Here is a 15,156-nt window from a genome sequence, read left to right as displayed (position 1 = left end):
TACTTATCGGTAGCAATCGGCCTACGCTTCGGCCTATGAGCACCTCGTCTGACACCCCCGGTCCCGCGAAGGCCTCGCACGCCAAGGACCGCCCCTGGGTGATGCGCACGTACGCCGGCCACTCGACCGCCGAGGCGTCGAACGCGCTCTACCGCACCAACCTGGCCAAGGGACAGACCGGCCTGTCGGTGGCCTTCGACCTGCCCACCCAGACCGGCTACGACCCCGACAGCCCGCTGTCTCGCGGCGAGGTCGGCAAGGTCGGCGTGCCGGTGCCGCACCTGGGCGAGATGCGCAAGCTCTTCGACTCGATCCCGCTCACCGAGATGAACACCTCGATGACGATCAACGCCACCGCGATGTGGATGCTGGCCATGTACCAGGTGGTCGCCGAGGAGCAGAACCCCGACCTCTCGCCGTCCGAGGTGGCCCACCAGCTGGCGGGCACCACGCAGAACGACATCATCAAGGAGTACCTGTCGCGGGGCACGTACGTCTTCCCGCCCGAGCACTCGCTGCGCCTGATCGGCGACATGATCGCCTACACCGTCCACGAGATCCCGAAGTGGAACCCGATCAACATCTGCAGCTACCACCTGCAGGAGGCGGGCGCCACGCCCGTGCAGGAGATCGCCTACGCCATGTGCACCGCGATCGCGGTGCTGGACCAGGTGAAGGCCTCGGGCCAGGTCTCCGACGGAGACTTCGAGAAGGTCGTCGGCCGGATCTCCTTCTTCGTCAACGCCGGGGTGCGCTTCGTCGAGGAGATGTGCAAGATGCGCGCCTTCGTCGAGCTCTGGGACGAGATCACCCGGGAGCGCTACGGCGTCACCGACCCGAAGATGCGGCGCTTCCGCTACGGCGTGCAGGTCAACAGCCTCGGCCTGACCGAGGCGCAGCCGGAGAACAACGTGCAGCGCATCGTGCTCGAGATGCTCGCCGTCACCCTGTCCAAGAAGGCCCGGGCCCGCGCGGTGCAGCTGCCCGCCTGGAACGAGGCGCTCGGCCTGCCCCGGCCCTGGGACCAGCAGTGGTCGCTCCGGCTCCAGCAGGTGCTCGCCTTCGAGTCCGACCTGCTGGAGTACGAGGACATCTTCGACGGCTCGCCCGTCATCGAGGCGAAGGTCGCCGAGCTCGTCGCCGGCGCCAAGGCCGAGATCGACCGGGTGCAGTCCATGGGCGGCGCGATCGCCGCGGTGGACTCCGGCTACATGAAGCAGGAGCTGGTCTCGGCGCACGCGGCCCGTCGCGGCCGGATCGAGACCGGCGAGGAGATCATCGTCGGCGTCAACAAGTTCGACACCACCGAGCCCAGCCCGCTCACCGCGGACCTGGACGGCGCCATCCAGAGCGCCGACCCCGAGGCCGAGCGTGCCGCCCTCGCCTCGGTCGAGGCGTGGAAGGCGCAGCGGGACCAGGGCGAGGTCGAGGCCGCGCTGGCGCGGCTCGCCGACGACGCGAAGAACGGCGCGAACCTGATGCATGCCACCCTCGCGGCTGCCCGGGCCGGGGTCACCACGGGGGAGTGGGCCGGCACCCTGCGCGAGGTGTTCGGCGAGTTCCGTGCGCCCACCGGCGTCTCCGGGGCCGTCGGCGTGGCGGAGGCCGGCGCCGAGCTCACGGTGGTGCGCGAGGCCGTGCAGAAGACCGGTGAGGAGCTCGGGGGAAGGCTGCGGCTGCTGGTCGGCAAGCCCGGCCTCGACGGACACTCCAACGGCGCCGAGCAGGTGGCCGTCCGCGCCCGGGACGCCGGCTTCGAGGTCATCTACCAGGGCATCCGGCTCACCCCCGAGCAGATCGTGGCGGCCGCCGTCGCCGAGGACGTGCACTGCGTCGGGCTCTCGATCCTCTCGGGCTCGCACATGGAGCTGGTGCCGGCGGTGCTCGACGGCCTGAAGGCCGCCGGCATGGACGACGTGCCGGTGATCGTGGGCGGGATCATCCCCGACTCCGACGCCCGGGCGCTGACCGCGCTCGGTGTGGCCGCGGTCTACACCCCCAAGGACTTCGGGCTGACCGAGATCATGGGCGGGATCGTGGAGGTCATCCGCAGGGCCAACGGCCTGGCCTGAGTGGATTGCCGGCTGGGGCCGGTCGGGTGGCTCGCCGCCCGACCGGCCCTCGTCGTTCTCAGCGCCGCCCGGGAGGTCGTGGTCAGTCGGCGGCGATGACCCGGGCCAGTGACTCGGGGTCTCGGCCCACCACCGTGGTGCCGTCGGCGGCGGTCAGGATCGGGCGCTGCAGCAGGCGCGGCTCGCGGGCGAGCAGCTCGATCCACTCGTCGCGCGCGGCGGGGTCCTTGGCCGGAAGGGTGAGGCCGAGCTTGGTCGCGTCGGCGGTCCGCGCGACGTGCCAGGGCTCCAGGCCGAGGCGCTCCAGCACGTCCGCGATCTCGGCGACGGTGGGCGGGTCCTCCAGGTAGCGGCGCACGACGTACTCGGCGCCGGCCGCCTCCAGCTCCGCCTGCGCCGTGCGGCACTTCGAGCAGGACGGGTTCAGCCAGATCTCGATCACGCGGCTCAGCGTAGGGCGAGCTGGTCCACACCCAGGCAAGGGTGGCCTTCGTGACACCTGTCACATAGGTAAGGACAACCTATCTTCGCGCTGCTACTCTCTCGCTGTGGGCAAGAAGGAGAAGTCGTCGAAGGGCAAGCTGCGCAAGCTTCCCAAGACGAAGTGCTGCGTCTCCAAGAAGCGCTGTGATCGCTGCCCGATCCGGATGCTCAAGGAGGGCACCCTCCCCGAGGGCTACACCGTCAAGAAGCGGGAGCTGGTCCGCGTCGACGGCAAGAAGGTCACGAAGAAGCGCCTGCAGAAGGTGGCCTGAGGGCGCCGGCCACTAGGCTTCGGCCATGGCCGCCCCCCGTTTCGCAGAGCAGCTCAACGTCCAGATCGGTCACGAGTTCGCCGCGCACAACCAGTACCTCTCCTGCGCGGTCTACTACGACGCGCTGACCATGCCGCAGCTGGCCGGGTTCTTCTACGCCCAGGCGGTGGAGGAGCGCGAGCACGCACTGATGATGGTGCAGTACCTGCTCGACACCGACGTCCCGGTCCGGATCCCCGGCGTCGAGCAGCCCGTCGCGGAGTTCACCGACATCGCGCACCCGCTGCGGCTCGCGCTCGAGCAGGAGCGCCGGGTCACCGAGCAGGTGCACAACCTGCTCCGGATCGCGCGGGAGGAGAGCGACTTCGCCTCCGAGCAGTTCATGCAGTGGTTCGTCAAGGAGCAGGTGGAGGAGACCGCCACCATGAACGACCTGCTCACTGTCGTCTCCCGCAGCATCGACGACGTCAACGCCATCGAGGAGTGGGTCGCCCGCGAGCGTGCCGGCGAGGTCACGGACCCGACCGCGCCTCCCGTCGCCGGGGCGTGAGGCTGCGGGCCGGCGGGGCCTGCGGGGCCTGCGGGGTCTGCGGCGGGGTCGAGGGTCAGGGACGGGTCGAGCGTCGGCGCTGCCGGTAGAGCCGGACCGCGAGCACGGCACCGGCGACCACGCCGATCACGCCTCCGATGCCCGGCGCGGCCTCGGTGTCGAGGGCCAGGCCCACGCCCAGGCCCACGGCGATGCCGAGCGAGCCGAGCGCGACCACCAGCAGGACGAGCCCGGCGTTGATGAACATCTCCTCCAGGAACAGCCGCGAGAAGCCCGCCTCCGGCGCCGTCGTACGACGTGCGGCGGGCGAGGTGGCCGCGGGTGGCGCGGGAGCCGGGGGAGTGGGGGGATTCGGGGGAGTCGGGGGAGTCGGGGGAGTCGGGGTGGCCGGGGCCAGGCTGATCGCGCGCACCACGGCGGAGACCTGCAGACGCCCGTAGATGTGCGGGAACGTCTCGGTGCCGCCGGGGACCGCCGGCTCCTCCACGACGGGCACGTCGAGCCGGTCGGTGTCGATCTGCAGCAGCACCAGCGGCTCGGTGACCCCGGCGTAGTACCGGTCGCGGACCTCGGCCCACTGGTCGGCGCGGCTGGCGTGGATGAAACCCTCCTCGGCCAGGGTGCGACCCAGCGTGGAGGTGGTGTAGACGCCGTCGCGCTGGGCGCGGGCCCAGTCGCTGGCCAGCGCCAGGTGGAAGATGACGCTCATCGGCACGCTCCGGCTGCCGGCTGAGCGAGGCGCATCAGAAGAGCCGGTCCTCGGCGTTGTCCAGCCCGCGCAGTGCGTCGTAGTCGACGACCGCGCAGGCGATGCCGCGGTCCTCGGCGAGGACGCGTGCCTGCGGCTTGATCTCCTGGGCGGCGAAGATGCCGCGGACCCGGCCCTTGCCGGTCAACAGGGGGTCGCGGTTGAGCAGCTCCAGGTAGCGGGTCAGCTGCTCGACTCCGTCGATCTCGCCGCGGCGCTTGATCTCCACGGCGACGCTGATGCCGGTGATGTCGCGGCACATCAGGTCGACCGGGCCGATGGCGGTGGGGAACTCGCGTCGTACGAGGGTCAGCCCCTCCTGCAGGGTGCCGGGGTGCTCGGCGAGCAGCTCCTGCAGGTGCTTCTCGACGCCGTCCTTCTGCAGCCCGGGGTCGACGCCGAGGTCGTGGGAGGAGTCGTGGAGCAGCTCGTCGATCAGGATCCGCAGGGTGTCGGGGGTGGCGCCCTTGGCGGCCTTCGCGGTGACGGTCCACTCGACGCGACCGTCCTCGGTGGTTCCCTCGCGCACCGTGCAGGGCGGGGACATCCAGTTGAGCGGCTTGTAGGAGCCACCGTCGGAGTGCACGAGGACCGAGCCGTCCGCCTTGAGGATCAGCAGCCGTGTCGCCATCGGGAGATGGGCCGTCAGCCGTCCTGCGTAGTCCACCTGGCAGCGTGCCACGACAACTCTCACGGACACGGAACATACCTGCACCACCCCGCGTACCGAGCGCAGCGGTCCCGGTTCCGCGCGATGCGCGGCGAACGGGTCGCGCGTCGTCGTGACGCACGTCTCAGGCGAACCGAGATCGTATATTACTCACGGGTAGTATTTGGCTGCAGGCGCTGCCATGCTGACCTCCATGACCTCTGGTGAGCAGATCTTCTCCACGCTGGTGCTGCCGTACCTCAACCACGCGGTGCGCACCTACGAGTCCGGCTACGCCTCCGTGGCCGACATCGACGCGGCCATGCGGTTCGGCTGCGGCTACCCCAAGGGCCCCCTGACCGTCCTCGACGAGCTGGGCCTCGCCTCCGTGCGCGACGACCTGTTCGCGCGCCACGCCGAGACCGGCGACCACCTCCACGAGCCGGCCGCGCTGCTGGACAAGATGGCCGCCTCCGGGCGTACCTTCGCCGACGAGGCGGCGGCCGCCGGCCAGGCGGCGGCGCCGCAGCTGCGTCGCGAGATCGCGAAGGTCGGCGTGGTCGGCACCGGCACCATGGCCGCCGGCATCGTCCAGGTCTTCGCCCAGTCCGGGTACGACGTGGTGTTCGTCGGCCGCAGCCAGGACAAGCTCGACGGCGTGGTCGCCGGCATCGCCAAGGGCCTCGACCGGGCGATCGCGAAGGGCCGGAGCACCGAGGAGGATAAGGCGGCCGTGCTGGGCCGGCTCCACGGGTCCACGGAGCGGGAGGCTCTGGGCGAGGTCGACCTCGTCGTCGAGGCCATCGCCGAGGACCTCGAGGTCAAGCTGGCGCTCTTCGCCGACCTTGACCGGATCGCCAAGCCGGGCGCCATCCTGGCCACCACCACGTCCTCGCTCTCGGTCACCCGGCTCGGCGCGGAGACCGGCCGGCCCGAGGACGTCATCGGCATGCACTTCTTCAACCCCGCGCCGGTGATGAAGCTGGTCGAGGTCATCACCACCCCGGCCACCGCGCCGGAGGTCGACGAGACCGTGCGCGCGCTGACCGCCGCTGTCGGCAAGGTCGCGGTCTCGGCCGGCGACCGTGCGGGCTTCATCGTCAACCTGCTGCTCTTCCCCTACCTCAACGACGCGATCCGGCTGCACGAGTCCGGGGTGGGCATCGCCGACATCGACGCCGCGATCAAGGAGCACGCCGGGTTGCCGATGGGTCCGTTCGAGCTGCTCGACGTCGTCGGCAACGACGTGTCGCTGGCCATCCAGAAGGAGCTGCATCGCGAGTTCGGGGAGCCCGGGTTCGCCCCTGCCGCCATGCTCGAGGCGAAGGTCGCCGCCGGCGACCTCGGCCGCAAGACCGGCAAGGGGTTCCACGACTACAGCAAGTAGTCTTCCGCCCGTGACGCTTCACCACACGGCTCTCGGCTCCGCCGGGAGCCGTGTGGTCTTCCTGCACGGCCTGTTCGGCCAGGGGAAGAACTGGACGAGCATCGCCAAGGGGCTCGCCGAGGAGCACCGCGTGCTCCTGGTCGACCTTCCTCACCACGGCCGCTCGCCGTGGTCGGAGTCCTTCGACTACCTCGAGGTCGCCGAGCAGGTCGCCGCCACCATCGCCGAGTCCGGGGAGGGCCCGGTCGCCCTGGTCGGGCACTCGCTGGGCGGCAAGGCCGCGATGGTCACCGCCCTGGTTCACCCCGAGCTCGTCGAGCGGCTCTGCGTCGCCGACATCGCGCCGGTGGCCTACGGCGCGCACCGGGAGTTCGTCGACTTCGTCGCCGCGATGCAGGCGGTGGACCTGGCGAAGGTGGAGCGGCGCTCGGACGCCGAAGACCAGCTCCGCGACGCCGTGCCGGACGAGACCGTCCGTTCCTTCCTGCTGCAGAACCTGCGCCGCGACGCCCGAGCCGCCTCGGGCTGGGGCTGGCAGGTGAACCTGGAGGTGCTGGGCCGCGACCTCGAGGAGATCAGCGGCTGGCCCGCCGAGCGCCTGGCCCACACGGCGCCGTACGACGGGCCGGTGCTGTGGCTGGCCGGGGGCCGTTCGGGCTACGTCCGGCCGGAGAACGACGCCGCGATGGACCGCTGGTTCCCGCGCAACCGCAAGGTGACGATCAAGGAGGCCGGCCACTGGCTGCACTCCGAGCAGCCGGAGATCTTCCTCGAGGTGCTGCGCCGCTTCCTCGGCGACCAGCCCCAGTCCTAGTTCGGGCCCGGTTGCCGGGCGCTCAGTCCTCGTCCGCGGCCTGGCGCGCGCGGTAGGCCGCGACCGCGTTGCGGTTGCCGCAGGTCAGGGAGCAGAACCGCCGGGAGCGGTTGCGGGAGAGGTCGAGGACGATCCCCTCGCACCCCTCGTCCTGGCACAGCCCGAGCCGGGACATCTCGTCGGCGCGGATCACGTCGATCATCGCCATCGCCGTCTCCACGATCATCCGCTCGGCCAGGGGCCGGTCGTCCTCGATGGCGTGCAGGTGCCAGTCGAGGCCGTCGTGCCGCTTGAGCTGGGGTACGGCGTCCGCCTCTCGCAGCATCCGGTTGACCAGCGCCACCGCGCGGTCCCGGTCCGCCGTGAGCAGCTCGCGGAGCCGTGGGATGACGGCACGCACCTGGTCGAGCTCGGCCTGGTCGCCGTCGTGCCGGCCGGTGTAGCCGTGCTCGGAGAAGAACTCGGTCAGCTCGTCGACGCTGGCGATGGAGACGGGTTCGACCGCGGAGTTCACCAGCGCCACCGCCGCCTGCAGCGACAGGTTGGTGTCATGAGTGAAGACCATTTTGACAGGTTACCGCACCGAAACCTACTGTCATGAGTCATGACGACTTTGACTCGTGACGCGGATCTCACCGTGTCGCGCCCCGGACACGGCCCCGGCCTCGGCCTCGCACTGGCCTCCGCGCTGGCCTTCGGCATGTCCGGATCGCTGGCTCGCCCGCTCCTGGACGCGGGCTGGAGCCCGGGGGCTGTCGTCACGCTGCGGATCAGCATCGGCGCCGCGCTCGTGCTGCCGCTGGGGCTGCGCGCGCTGGCCGGCCATTGGGGCCTGCTGCGCCGCGCGCTGCCCACGGTGGTCCTCTACGGCCTCTTCGCCGTCGCCGGTGCCCAGTTCTGCTACTTCTCCGCGGTGCAGACCATGGACGTCGCCGCCGCGCTGATGGTCGAGTACACGGCGCCCGCCCTGGTGGTGGTGTGGATGTGGCTGGCGCACGGGCAGCGCCCGGGTCCGCTGACCGTCCTCGGTGCTGCGATCTCCGCGCTGGGGCTGCTCGTCGTGCTCGACCTCTTCTCCGGCGCGCAGTTCGACCTCGTCGGCACGTTGTGGGCGCTGGCGGCCGCGATCGGCGCCACCGTGTACTTCGTGCTCTCCGCCGACGACGACACCGGGCTGCCGCCGATGACGCTGGCCGCCGCCGGCCTGGTCGTGGGCGGCGTGCTGCTCGGTCTCCTCGGGCTGCTGGGGCTGCTCCCGCTGCACGCGGTGGCCGGCGACATCGACTACGCCGGGCTCGACCTCCCGGTCTGGCTGCCGGTCGTGCTGCTCGGCCTGGTCACCGCTGCCATCGCCTACGGCACCGGCATCGCCGCCTCCCGCCGTCTCGGCTCCCGCCTCGCGTCCTTCGTCGCGCTCGGCGAGATCATCTTCGCCGTGTTCTGGGCCTGGGTCCTGGTCGGCCAGGTGCCCGTCGCCACCCAGCTTGCCGGGGGAGCGTTGATCCTGCTCGGGGTGGTCGCGGTGAAGCTGGGCGAGCGCACCATCGAGCACGAGGAGCCGGTGCTCGTCTGAGCGGTGAGGGCGAACGCCGGGACGGCTAGGGAGACGGCTAGGGAGAGACGGCTACCGGGTGTCCTGGCGCTTCACGACGACCTCGCGGATGATCAGCAGCAGGGCCGAGGCCGCCGGGATGGCCAGCAGGGCGCCGACGACGCCGAGCAGGCTGCCGCCGATCAGGGCGGCGATGACGATGACCGCGCCGGGCAGGTCGACCGACTTGCTCATCACCCGCGGGTAGATCACGTAGTTCTCCACCTGCTGGTAGACCACGTAGAAGATCACGCAGGCGATGCCGGTCTTGATGTCGGTGGCGAAACCGATCGCCGAGACGATCACCGCCCCGATCGTCGCGCCGACCATCGGGATCACGTCGAGGAGCGCCACGACGAAGGCCAGCGCCACGGCGTACTGCCCGATCTCGGTCAACGACAAGAAGATCAGGGACGACAGCCCGGCGCACAGCGCGACGACGAACGCACCGGAGACGTAGCCGCCGATGTTCGCGATCACCTTGTCGCCCAGCAGGGTCACCCGGTCGCGGCGCGAGGCCGGTGCGAGGTTGTAGAACGCGTGCGTCGTGGTGCGCAGCGAGGCCAGGAAGTAGAGCGTCAGGACGACGATCACGAACAGGCTGAAGAACGCCGAGAGGATCTTCAGCCCGACGCCCAGTGCCCCGCCGAAGAGGGTGGAGAGGAAGTCGCCGTCGCTGACGAAGTGCTTGAGGCGGTCGATCACCTCGTACTCGCGGTTGAGCTCCTGGATGCGGTCGTTGCGCTCGAGCTGGTCCAGCCAGCGGGGAGCGTTGTCGCTGATCGAGGAGACCTGGTCGGTGATCACCGGCACGATCGCGACGAGGAAGAGCCCCACGGCGCCCAGGGCGACCGCGATGACGACGCTCACGGACAGTGAGCGCCGCAGCCCGCGCCGCTCGAGGAACTCCACCGACGGGTTGAGACCCGCGGCCAGGAAGAACGCCACCACCACGAGCAGCAGCACCGAGCCGACGCCGAGCAGTGCCTGGAAGAGCCAGATCGCGGTCAGGGCCCCCAGGCCCGCCACGAAGCCGAAGAAGAACGGGGAGCGACGGTCGAAGGGCTCGCCCTGGGCGCCGTACGGCGCGTGCTCGGTGACGGCACCCGGTGCCGGGTCGACGACGGGCGCGGCGGGATCGTGCCCACCGCGCCCGGTCTGTCCGACGGTGCCGGAGGAGTCGCTCAACTCTCGTCCTCACCGAACCCGGCGACGAGCTCGGCGAGCGAGGAGAGCTGGGCGGTGATCGAGGCACGACGCTTCGTCAACCGGTCCAGCTCGGCACGCCGGGCCGCGATCTCACGCTGCAGCTCCGCCTCACCGCTGGAGGTGATGGCCTCGGCCTGTGTGCGCGCGGAGACGATGACCTGCTCGGCCTCGCGACGGGCGCGGGCGAGCAGCCCCTCGGCCTCGGTCTGGGCTGCGGCGCGGTTCGCGGACGCCTGCTTGGACGCCTCGGCCGCTCGCGCCTCAGCCGCCAGGGCACGGGCCTCTGCCTCCTCGACGAGGCGACGGGTCTCCGCGACGGCGGTGTTGTGGTGCTCGGTGGCCTCGCGGGCCAGCCGCTCCTTCTCCATCGCCAGTGCGCGACGCGCCTCCTGCACCTCGCGGTCCACCGCGGCGCGGGCCTGCTCGACCTCGCGCTGGGCCTGGGCGCGCTGCTCGGTGACCTCCTGGTTGGAGGCGAGCCGGAGCTGGTCGGCCTCGCGCCGTGCGGCGGCCAGGGTGTCCTCGGCCTCGCTGCGGGCCAGTGCCCGCTCCTGCTCGGCGTCGGCAAGCAGCCGGGTGCGGTTCTCCTCGAGCTCGCGCAGCTGCACCGCGCGCATGTCGTCGGCCTCGCGGGCCGCCTCGGCCCGGATCGCCTTCGCGTCGCGGGTCGCCTGGTCGCGGATCTCGGCGGCGTCCGCCTCGGCGCTGGTGCGGATCTCCGCGGCCTCCTCCTCGGCGAGGCGCAGCATCGCGCTGGCCCGGCCGCCCAGGCCGGCGTAGGAGGGGTTCTCCATCTCGGCGAGCTCGGCGCGCAGCTTGGCGACCTCCTGGTCCAGGTCGATCACCCGCTGCTCGGTCTCGGCGAGGCTGGCCCCCAGGCTCGCCTTCTCGCCGGCCAGCTGGCGGATCTGGGCGTCGACGGCGTCGCGGTCGTAGCCACCCTTGCGGACCACGGGCAGGTTGCCCAGGCCGGCCGGCGCGCTGGAGAAGCCCACCGGGCGACCCGTGGGCGCCGGCGCAGCGGTCGGGGCGGGGCCGGTGGGGGCGCTGGGGCGGCCCCGGGTGGGCGCGGGCGGGGTGCCCTGGGCCGCCGGGCGGTTGGTCCGGCCGGCGTCCGGGGTGACCGCCGGGATCACCTGGGTGGGCTCGTCGTCGGCCTTGGAAGTCACGGGCTTGGGCTCCTCGCTGGGGGTGGGCTCGTCGTCGAAGATGGACAGACCCTCGTTGCTCATGGGATGAGCCTCCGGCTTTCGCTGCTGGACATGGGGACCACGCCCATGATCCCCGATGGGACGGGGGAAACACAGTGCACCCGCCGGTCGTCCTCGATCCGTTCGGACTCTCCGGCTTGCGGCCAGGTACGACGAACGGCGGGCCCGCGTCGTGCGGACCCGCCGTCCTGTTTGCCCGTGCTGTGCTGGGCTGTGCTTGCGTCGCGCCTCAGATTCCGCGGAAGAGGTTGATCTTGTCGAGGTGCTGCTCGCGCAGCTCGGTGTTCTTCACGCCCAGGCCCTCCTCGGGGGCCAGGCAGAGCACGCCGACCTTGCCCTGGTGCTTGTTGTGGTGCACGTCGAGCGCGGCCTGGCCCGTCTCCTCGAGCGCGTAGGTCTTCGACAGGGTGGGGTGGATCTTGCCCTGGGCGATGAGCCGGTTGGCCTCCCACGACTCGCGGTAGTTGGCGAAGTGGCTGGAGATGATCCGCTTGAGGTTCATCCACAGGTAGCGGTTGTCGTACTCGTGCATGTAGCCGGTGGTCGAGGCGCAGGTGGTGATGGTGCCGCCCTTGCGGGTGACGTACACGGACGCGCCGAAGGTCTCCCGGCCCGGGTGCTCGAAGACGATGTCGATGTCCTCGCCGCCGGTGAGGTCGCGGATGGCCTTGCCGAGGCGCTTCCACTCCTTGGGGTTCTGCTCGGTGCCCTCGGAGTTCCAGAACTTGAAGTCCATCTCGGAGCGGTTGATCACCTTGTCGGCGCCCATGTTGCGCACGATCTGGGCCTTCTCCTCGTTGGAGACCACGCAGATCGGGTTCGCGCCGCCGTTGAGGGCGTACTGCGTCGCGAACCCGCCGAGGCCGCCGGAGGCGCCCCAGATGAGGACGTTGTCGCCCTGCTTCATGTTGCCGCCGTTGGCGGAGACGAGCTGGCGGTAGGCGGTGCAGTTGACCAGGCCCGGGGAGGCGGCCTCCTCCCAGGTGAGGTGCTCGGGCTTGGGCATGAGCTGGTTGGCCTTGACCATGGCGACGTCGGCGAGGCCGCCGAAGTTGGTCTCGAAGCCCCAGATCCGCTGGGAGGTGTCCAGCATCGTGTCGTTGTGGCCGTCAGGCGACTCGAGCTCGACCGAGAGGCAGTGGGCGACGACCCGGTCGCCCGGCTTCCACTTGGTGACGCCCGGGCCCACGGCGAGGACGACGCCGGACAGGTCGGAGCCCACGACGTGGTAGTCGAGGTTGTGGCGCGCGCCCAGGTCGGACTCGCGGCCGTAGCGCTCGAGGAAGCCGAAGGTGGAGACGGGCTCGAAGATCGAGGTCCACACGGTGTTGTAGTTGATCGCCGAGGCCATCACCGCGACGAACGCCTCGCCCGGGCCGAGCTCGGGCAGCGGGACCTGGTCGACGTGGAGGGACTTGCGGGGGTCCTTGTCCCGCGTGGCCAGGCCCTCGAACATGTCGACCTCGTCCTTGTGGACGGTGACGGCTCGGTAGGAGTCCGGGAGCTGGAGGTTGGCGAAGTCCTCGCTCGAGGCTTCGGCCTGGATGGCGTCGAGGATGTGCTGCATGGTCGTCGTCTCCCTGATGCTGGGTCGTGCCCGACGTGGGCGGTGGTGGCATTAGCGGCCGTCGCGAACATTACCCACGAGTAACCAAAGCATGCCTGAATGGTGACCCTCGTCTCACGCGCGCCGCTGATCAGCGTCCGCGCGGGCGGAGGTGGCGTCGAGCCGAGTGCCTGGTGAGGCATGGGCCACGATAGGGCCGTGTCCTCAGCGCCCGCACCCTGGTCCGCGCCCGCCGCCCCGAACGCCTCGGGCGCCTCCGCTGCCTCGCTCGCCCCGGCCGCGCCCGAGACGGTCGACCTCAACGCCGACGTGGGGGAGTCGTTCGGACGGTGGGAGCTGGGGGACGACGCCGCGCTGATGCCTCACCTCACCAGCGCCAACGTCGCGTGCGGCTTCCATGCCGGCGACCCGCTCACGCTGCGGCGAACGTGCGCACTGGCGGTGGAGCACGACGTCGTGATCGGGGCCCAGGTCGGCTACCGCGACCTTGCCGGCTTCGGCCGGCGGTTCATCGACGTGCCGCCGGCCGAGCTCGAGGCCGACGTGCTCTACCAGCTCGCGGCCCTGGACGGGCTCGCCCGGGCCGAGGGTGGCGCCGTCGCCTACCTCAAGCCGCACGGCGCGCTCTACCACGCCGTCGAGGTCCAGCCCGCCCAGGCGGAGGCGGTCATCGCGGCCGTGCACGCCTTCGGCGGGTTGCCGGTCCTGTGCCGGGCCGGCTCGCTCTTCGCCGACCGCGTCTCCCTCGCCGGGCTGACGGCCGTGGGCGAGGGCTTCGCTGACCGGGGCTACCTGCCCGAGGGCGGCCTCGTGCCGCGCTCGGAGCCCGGCGCGCTGCTCACCGATCCGGACCAGGTGGCCGACCAGGCGGTGCGCCTGGCCCGCAGCCCCGGCGTCCGCTCCCTGTGCCTGCACGGCGACACCCCCGGCGCGGCCGGGGCCGCCCGTGCCGTGCGGGCCGCGCTCCGGGACGCGGGCATCGGCGTGGCGCCCTTCGTCCCCCGCCCGACGGCCGGGGCGAGCGCCGGCCGGGGGACGCCGTGATCCGGGTCCACCCCTACGGCGACCGCGGCCTGCTGCTGGAGCTTGCCGACACCGCCGAGGTCGTGGCGTGCGTCGACGCGCTGCGCACCGCTGCGGCGAGCACCGACGTGGTTGCCGACGTGGTGGCCGACATCGTGCCGGGCGCCTGCACGGTGCTCCTCGTGGCGCGGGACGGGGTCGGCCTCGACCGGCTCCGGGACGCGGTGCCCGACGCGGAGGCCCTGACCGCGGCCCGGGCGAGGGGCGCGGAGCACGCGGACGCACCCACCGAGGTCCGGATCCCCGTGCACTACGGCGGGCCCGACCTGGCCGAGGTCGCCGCGGCAACGGGGCTCAGCGAGGACGCGGTCGTGCACGCACACACGGCGACGCCGTGGCGGGTGGCCTTCGGCGGCTTCGCCCCGGGCTTCGCCTACCTCGTCGGCGGCGACCCCCGGCTCGCCGTGCCTCGCCGGCCCACGCCGCGGCCGTCCGTGCCGCCCGGATCGGTCGGGCTGGCCGGCGGGTTCAGCGGCGTCTACCCACGCTCCTCGCCCGGCGGGTGGCAGCTGATCGGCCGCACCGACGCCGTGCTGTGGGACACCGACCGCGAGCCCCCCGCCCTGCTCGGGGCAGGGGCTGTCGTGCGGTTCGAGGCCCGATGAGCGCTGCGGGGCGCGCCCTGGTCGTGCGCGCCGTCAGCGGGCCCGTGCTCGTCCAGGACGCCGGGCGTCCCGGGCACGCCGCGATCGGCGTCGGCGCCAGCGGCGCGGCCGACCGGGCGTCGTACGCGCTGGGGAACCGGCTGGTGGGCAACGAGGCGGGCGCCGCCTGCCTGGAGATCGTCCTCGGCGGGCTCGAGGTGGAGGCGACGGCGACGACGTGGGTCTGCGTGACGGGTGCTCCGGCTCCGCTTCTCCTCGACGGCCGTGCGGAGCCGAGCGGCGCGGTGCTCGCGCTGCGCCCCGGCGCCAGGCTGCGTCTCGACGTGCCGGCCTCGGGCCTGCGCTCCTACCTCGCGGTGCGCGGTGGTCTCGACGTGCCGATGGTGCTCGGCTCCCGCTCGCGGGACACGCTGGCCGGGCTGGGCCCGGCGCCGCTGGCCCCGGGCGACGTCCTCGCGGTGGGGGACCGCGCCGCGGCGTCGCCGTTGGTCGACGCGGTCCCCGCGACGTCGTACGACGACACGCCGGTGCTGCGGGTGGTGCCCGGGCCACGCGCGGACCGGGTCGCGGACCTGGCCCGGCTCGTCGAGGAGTGCTGGCGGGTCGGTGCGGCCAGCGACCGGGTCGGGCTGCGCCTCGAGGGCCGAGGACTGGAGCTCGTGCCGGACCGGGGCGAGCTGCCCAGCGAGGGCGCGCTGCGCGGTGCGATCCAGGTGCCGCCGGACGGAGGACCGGTCGTGTTCGGGCCGGACCACCCCGTGACCGGCGGCTACCCGGTCGCGGCCGTCGTCCTCGACGCCGACACCGACCGCCTCGCCCAGCTCAGGCCCGGCACGGACCTGCGCTTCCGCTGGGCCTGACGCGTCCTGGGTTTCGCCTGGGTTTCGGTGCTGACGGAGGTGAACACCATGGCGC

The 15,156-nt window shown here is 72.0% G+C and carries 16 protein-coding genes; 9 read left to right on the top strand and 7 right to left on the bottom strand.

Features of this window, described 5'->3' with window-relative positions; translation table 11 throughout:
* The first annotated feature begins 35 nt into the window (after positions 1-35).
* Positions 36-2,072, top strand: coding sequence for a protein meaA (locus KG111_RS11470; protein WP_205292604.1), 2,037 nt, complete (start codon positions 36-38; stop codon positions 2,070-2,072).
* Between the two features lie 82 nt (positions 2,073-2,154).
* Here KG111_RS11470 and KG111_RS11465 read toward each other — a convergent pair whose 3' ends face one another.
* Complete coding sequence (locus KG111_RS11465) at positions 2,155-2,514, bottom strand: ArsC/Spx/MgsR family protein (RefSeq protein WP_249666096.1); 360 nt, start codon at positions 2,512-2,514, stop codon at positions 2,155-2,157.
* Between the two features lie 106 nt (positions 2,515-2,620).
* Between KG111_RS11465 and KG111_RS11460 the strand changes: the two genes are divergently transcribed.
* Together KG111_RS11460 and KG111_RS11455 are read left to right on the top strand one after the other, a co-directional pair.
* Complete coding sequence (locus KG111_RS11460; protein WP_205292642.1) at positions 2,621-2,827, top strand: hypothetical protein; 207 nt, start codon at positions 2,621-2,623, stop codon at positions 2,825-2,827.
* Positions 2,828-2,852: 25 nt separating this feature from the next.
* Positions 2,853-3,377, top strand: coding sequence for a ferritin (locus KG111_RS11455; protein ID WP_205292605.1), 525 nt, complete (start codon positions 2,853-2,855; stop codon positions 3,375-3,377).
* 55 nt (positions 3,378-3,432) lie between these two features.
* Here KG111_RS11455 and KG111_RS11450 read toward each other — a convergent pair whose 3' ends face one another.
* Together KG111_RS11450 and nucS are read right to left on the bottom strand one after the other, a co-directional pair.
* Positions 3,433-4,086 (bottom strand): DUF952 domain-containing protein, encoded by a 654-nt coding sequence (locus KG111_RS11450; RefSeq protein WP_205292606.1) that lies wholly within the window; start codon positions 4,084-4,086, stop codon positions 3,433-3,435.
* Positions 4,087-4,120: 34 nt separating this feature from the next.
* Positions 4,121-4,819, bottom strand: a complete 699-nt coding sequence (nucS, locus tag KG111_RS11445; RefSeq protein WP_205292607.1) for an endonuclease NucS — start codon at positions 4,817-4,819, stop codon at positions 4,121-4,123.
* Between the two features lie 169 nt (positions 4,820-4,988).
* Between nucS and KG111_RS11440 the strand changes: the two genes are divergently transcribed.
* Together KG111_RS11440 and KG111_RS11435 are read left to right on the top strand one after the other, a co-directional pair.
* The gene (locus KG111_RS11440; protein WP_240196046.1) at positions 4,989-6,161 is read left to right on the top strand and encodes a 3-hydroxyacyl-CoA dehydrogenase NAD-binding domain-containing protein; all 1,173 of its coding nucleotides are present in this window, start codon (positions 4,989-4,991) and stop codon (positions 6,159-6,161) included.
* A 10-nt stretch (positions 6,162-6,171) separates the two neighbouring features.
* The gene (locus tag KG111_RS11435) at positions 6,172-6,975 is read left to right on the top strand and encodes an alpha/beta fold hydrolase (RefSeq protein WP_205292609.1); all 804 of its coding nucleotides are present in this window, start codon (positions 6,172-6,174) and stop codon (positions 6,973-6,975) included.
* 22 nt (positions 6,976-6,997) lie between these two features.
* Here the strand turns inward: KG111_RS11435 and KG111_RS11430 are convergent, their stop codons facing one another.
* On the bottom strand, positions 6,998-7,540 hold the full coding sequence (locus KG111_RS11430; protein WP_205292610.1) for a CGNR zinc finger domain-containing protein: 543 nt from the start codon (positions 7,538-7,540) through the stop codon (positions 6,998-7,000).
* A 72-nt stretch (positions 7,541-7,612) separates the two neighbouring features.
* Here KG111_RS11430 and KG111_RS11425 point away from each other — a divergent pair, with 72 nt between their 5' ends.
* Positions 7,613-8,548, top strand: a complete 936-nt coding sequence (locus KG111_RS11425) for a DMT family transporter (protein WP_249666095.1) — start codon at positions 7,613-7,615, stop codon at positions 8,546-8,548.
* Between the two features lie 51 nt (positions 8,549-8,599).
* Here the strand turns inward: KG111_RS11425 and KG111_RS11420 are convergent, their stop codons facing one another.
* The 3 genes from KG111_RS11420 to ccrA all read right to left on the bottom strand — a co-directional run bounded on the left by KG111_RS11420 (position 8,600) and on the right by ccrA (position 12,553).
* Positions 8,600-9,754 carry an AI-2E family transporter gene (locus KG111_RS11420; protein ID WP_205292612.1) on the bottom strand — a complete coding sequence of 385 codons (1,155 nt, stop codon included), beginning with the start codon at positions 9,752-9,754 and terminating at the stop codon, positions 8,600-8,602.
* Positions 9,751-11,007: a coiled-coil domain-containing protein gene (locus KG111_RS11415; RefSeq protein WP_240196047.1), complete on the bottom strand. Its 1,257-nt coding sequence runs from the start codon at positions 11,005-11,007 to the stop codon at positions 9,751-9,753. Before KG111_RS11415 ends, KG111_RS11420 begins: the two co-directional genes overlap by 4 nt.
* A gap of 208 nt (positions 11,008-11,215) precedes the next feature.
* A complete protein-coding gene (ccrA, locus tag KG111_RS11410) occupies positions 11,216-12,553 on the bottom strand; it encodes a crotonyl-CoA carboxylase/reductase (protein ID WP_205292613.1) in 1,338 nt (445 codons plus the stop codon).
* A 198-nt stretch (positions 12,554-12,751) separates the two neighbouring features.
* On the opposite strand from ccrA, the gene KG111_RS11405 reads away from it, so the two are divergent.
* From KG111_RS11405 to KG111_RS11395, 3 genes are read left to right on the top strand one after another with little or no spacing between them, the layout of a single operon-like run.
* Positions 12,752-13,597 carry a LamB/YcsF family protein gene (locus KG111_RS11405; RefSeq protein WP_283770551.1) on the top strand — a complete coding sequence of 282 codons (846 nt, stop codon included), beginning with the start codon at positions 12,752-12,754 and terminating at the stop codon, positions 13,595-13,597.
* Positions 13,594-14,241: a 5-oxoprolinase subunit B family protein gene (locus KG111_RS11400; RefSeq protein ID WP_249666094.1), complete on the top strand. Its 648-nt coding sequence runs from the start codon at positions 13,594-13,596 to the stop codon at positions 14,239-14,241. Before KG111_RS11405 ends, KG111_RS11400 begins: the two co-directional genes overlap by 4 nt.
* Entirely contained in the window at positions 14,238-15,101 is an 864-nt protein-coding gene (locus tag KG111_RS11395) for a 5-oxoprolinase subunit C family protein (protein WP_205292615.1), read from the top strand. Before KG111_RS11400 ends, KG111_RS11395 begins: the two co-directional genes overlap by 4 nt.
* Positions 15,102-15,156 lie beyond the last annotated feature (55 nt).

This window comes from Nocardioides faecalis, from assembly GCF_018388425.1.
GTDB lineage: Bacteria > Actinomycetota > Actinomycetes > Propionibacteriales > Nocardioidaceae > Nocardioides > Nocardioides faecalis.
This window is presented reverse-complemented; position numbering and strand designations above follow the sequence as displayed.

What these genes read in the sequence shown, in the direction of transcription:
- ccrA (WP_205292613.1), bottom strand. Translation starts at nt 12,553, where the DNA reads ATGCAGCACATCCTCGACGCCATCCAGGCCGAAGCCTCGAGCGAGGAC.
- KG111_RS11395 (WP_205292615.1), top strand. Translation starts at nt 14,238, where the DNA reads ATGAGCGCTGCGGGGCGCGCCCTGGTCGTGCGCGCCGTCAGCGGGCCC.
- KG111_RS11450 (WP_205292606.1), bottom strand. Translation starts at nt 4,086, where the DNA reads ATGAGCGTCATCTTCCACCTGGCGCTGGCCAGCGACTGGGCCCGCGCC.
- KG111_RS11440 (WP_240196046.1), top strand. Translation starts at nt 4,989, where the DNA reads ATGACCTCTGGTGAGCAGATCTTCTCCACGCTGGTGCTGCCGTACCTC.
- KG111_RS11470 (WP_205292604.1), top strand. Translation starts at nt 36, where the DNA reads ATGAGCACCTCGTCTGACACCCCCGGTCCCGCGAAGGCCTCGCACGCC.
- KG111_RS11455 (WP_205292605.1), top strand. Translation starts at nt 2,853, where the DNA reads ATGGCCGCCCCCCGTTTCGCAGAGCAGCTCAACGTCCAGATCGGTCAC.
- KG111_RS11415 (WP_240196047.1), bottom strand. Translation starts at nt 11,007, where the DNA reads ATGAGCAACGAGGGTCTGTCCATCTTCGACGACGAGCCCACCCCCAGC.
- KG111_RS11430 (WP_205292610.1), bottom strand. Translation starts at nt 7,540, where the DNA reads ATGGTCTTCACTCATGACACCAACCTGTCGCTGCAGGCGGCGGTGGCG.